Genomic DNA, 3,004 nt, shown 5'->3' with positions numbered 1-3,004 from the left:
TTTGTTAGTCCAACTGTAACAACTAATGAGGTAATTGAGTTTACAATTACTGTAACTGATAATGACGCTGCAATTTTTGTAGACACGATTAATATTACAGTGTTACCTGTCAATGATCTTCCAACTGTTAGTACTGGGGTTGACCAATTAGTAGAAGAAAACACAGAAGTAGCGTTAACTAGTTTAGCCAACGACGTTGATGGTACTGTTACAAGTTATAGTTGGGTACAATCTTCCGGAAACGCTGTTGATATTGTAAATTCAAATCAATCAATAGCAACCTTTAACTCAGGTCAAGTAGATGATGAGGAGACGCTTTCATTTGTTGTGACAGTCATTGATAACGAAGGAGGGACATCTAGTGACTCTATTCAAATATCCATTGCTAACAATGATTTAGAGCCTTATTCTGAGTTGCAAAACGCTATTAGTGTATATGAAAATTTTCCCGTTATATTTAATGCTTTAGCAACAGACGATAGTGATAGTGCTTTAAGTTTCTTCTGGGACTTGTCTGATAGTTCTATCGAGGTAACGGGAAAAGACTCACAATCTTTAGGTTTTACTTCACCTAATGTAGAAGTTGAAACATCAATTAACGTTTCTCTTGAGGTTGAGGATATACTGGAACAGGTTTCATTATTTAGTTCTACCTTAACCATTCAGCCATTAAATCTCAGCTTACATAAAGTTAACTTAGAACTGAATTCAGAAGGATTAGAGGATGTATTCTTCGACCCGAACACGTCTAATTATTTGACATATCAGGTTAGTAATAGTGGTACAGCGAACGAAATATATTTTGGTAACGCTGATTCTCAGAACAAACTTAGCCTAACTGATAATGATTTAATCGAATACTTATATTTAGGTGATTCGAATGTGACTATTTACTTTAACGATTATATTGGCTCGACTGTAGTTTTAAGTGTTGAAGATGTCTCCGGCAATGTCTTGGGCACAGCAACAATTGATTTCAAACAAGTTACTTTGGAATCTGCACTATCTCTTGTTGAAAAAGTTAAAAGTAATATTGCAACAGGAGGTTCTAGTGACATTACATGGCGAACCAATACAAAGTTAGCTAGTAACCTAATTAACTTTGTAAGTTGTTTGATCACAATTGAATCAAGTATTGGCAGCTACAATGTAAATGATGATGTATCTGAAACAATGTGTGAGTCGTCATTAATACAAACTTTGAATTATATAGATGTTGAGCAAACTTGGGGGGCGATAGATACCCAAGCAATTACAAACCTTGGTTGCAATACCGCGCAAGCTTATAACTGTTTAATGACTCTATCCGGCCTAATTCAAGAGCTTATAATTAGTGAATCTAATTACGCATCAATGGCAGTTATAAATTCTCCTATTTCAACTATGTCTTATGAACAAAACAGCTCAATTGACTTTAATGTGGATATTGAAAATTCTTATGGAAATATTAGCGCCATTACATGGGACTTTGGAGATGAAACGTCTAATACGAATCAATTTGTATCTAAAGAATATACTGATGTTGGACAATATACAGCTACTGTAAGTATAGAGCTAGATTCTGGGATTCTAACTTTTGCCGAAATTGAAATAATGGTAACAGAGCAACAACAAGTGATTCTAGGGGCACTAAATGATACTGGTTTAACAATAGAATACTTAGCCGATGACGATTCTAATTATGGAAGAGATGCACTGAATGCTGCCAATAATTTAGCTAAAATTGGTGCCGGCAGGGAAGGCTTTGATTTCACTAAGTTAGATGTAAACGGTGACGAGTTAGATGATTCAGCTACCGATTGGGCTTGTACTAAAGATAATACTACTGGGTTAATCTGGGAAGTTAAGGCCAGTGATGGTGGCTTAAGGGACCGTTCTCATAGATATACGTGGTTCAGCTCCGAAGTTAACAGTAATGGCGGTGTAAGTGGAACAGAAAATGGTGGCTTATGCTTCGACACTCTCAATTGTGATACTGAAAAGTACGTTACAGAAGTAAACGCTACTGGCTTATGTGGAGCATCCGATTGGACTATCCCTTCACTGCCTCAACTTCAATCTTTAATTCACTTTGAGACTTCTAGCCCCGCCCTAGACAATAACTATTTTGGTAGTCTCCAAGGAGCCGGACTTACTTATTTTTACTGGTCATCAACGACTAATCCTAGCGATGTCTCAGAAGCCTTAGCTATGCTGGTTGCCTACGGTTCGGATACATTGGATAGTAAAAGTGCTAGTCATTACTTAATATTGGTAAGAAGCGAATAAACCTCTTTATAGATGGATATAAACATTATGAGACTAAATCGAATAAAACTAACTATGGTTTTATATGTACTTTCAATTAACGTTGCCTTAGGTACCTGCCCAGAAAATCTCGAGTTAACGACTCCGGACGCTTCTTTTATTGATAATGACGATGGAACGGTAACGGATTTAGGCACAGGGTTAATATGGACTACTTGCTCACTAGGGCAAGTTTGGGAAACTGGGCAATGTATAGGCGACGCTACCTCCTTTATTTGGTCAGATGCATTAGAGCAAGCTGCTACTTTTGTATATGCTGAATCAAGTGATTGGCGACTACCTAATATAAAAGAGCTTGAATCTCTGGTAGAGTTTGGGTGCCATTCACCTTCAATTAATGAGGGGGTCTTTCCAAATACAAGTTCTACTTACTACTGGTCTTCTACTACTAATGTTTTTTACAATGGCATCAACAACGGATCAAATCGGGCCTGGGTTGTAGACTTTGAAACGGGTCTTAATTCTAGAGAAGTTGAAAAAAACTCCGGGGAAGCTACTAACCACCCCTTAATTCGATTGGTTAGAAATATAAATTAGATACAGTGATTTTTGAGCTAGTTCAAATAAGTAAAAATTATAGACTCATAAATTACTTAATTATGTAAAAAGCGCTTTTGTTACTAGAGTAGTAAACGGTAAATTTGACAATAAAGACTTTGTAATCCCCCCAGAAAGTCGGAGCAGTTATAAGTAGAAA

The 3,004-nt window shown here is 36.7% G+C and carries 2 protein-coding genes; both read left to right on the top strand.

Annotated elements, in window-relative coordinates; translation table 11 throughout:
- A partial coding sequence (locus EOK74_RS20550; protein WP_133472000.1) for an Lcl domain-containing protein occupies window positions 1-2,268 on the top strand: 2,268 nt, incomplete at its 5' end.
- Window positions 2,269-2,295: 27 nt separating this feature from the next.
- Entirely contained in the window at window positions 2,296-2,844 is a 549-nt protein-coding gene (locus tag EOK74_RS20545) for an Lcl C-terminal domain-containing protein (RefSeq protein ID WP_166638815.1), read from the top strand.
- The last annotated feature ends 160 nt before the right edge of the window (window positions 2,845-3,004 follow it).

It is taken from the genome of Paraglaciecola marina, assembly GCF_004360155.1.
Classification (GTDB): Bacteria; Pseudomonadota; Gammaproteobacteria; order Enterobacterales; family Alteromonadaceae; genus Paraglaciecola; species Paraglaciecola marina.
Note: the sequence above shows the minus strand (reverse complement) of the source record. Positions and strands in the feature narration are given on the sequence as shown.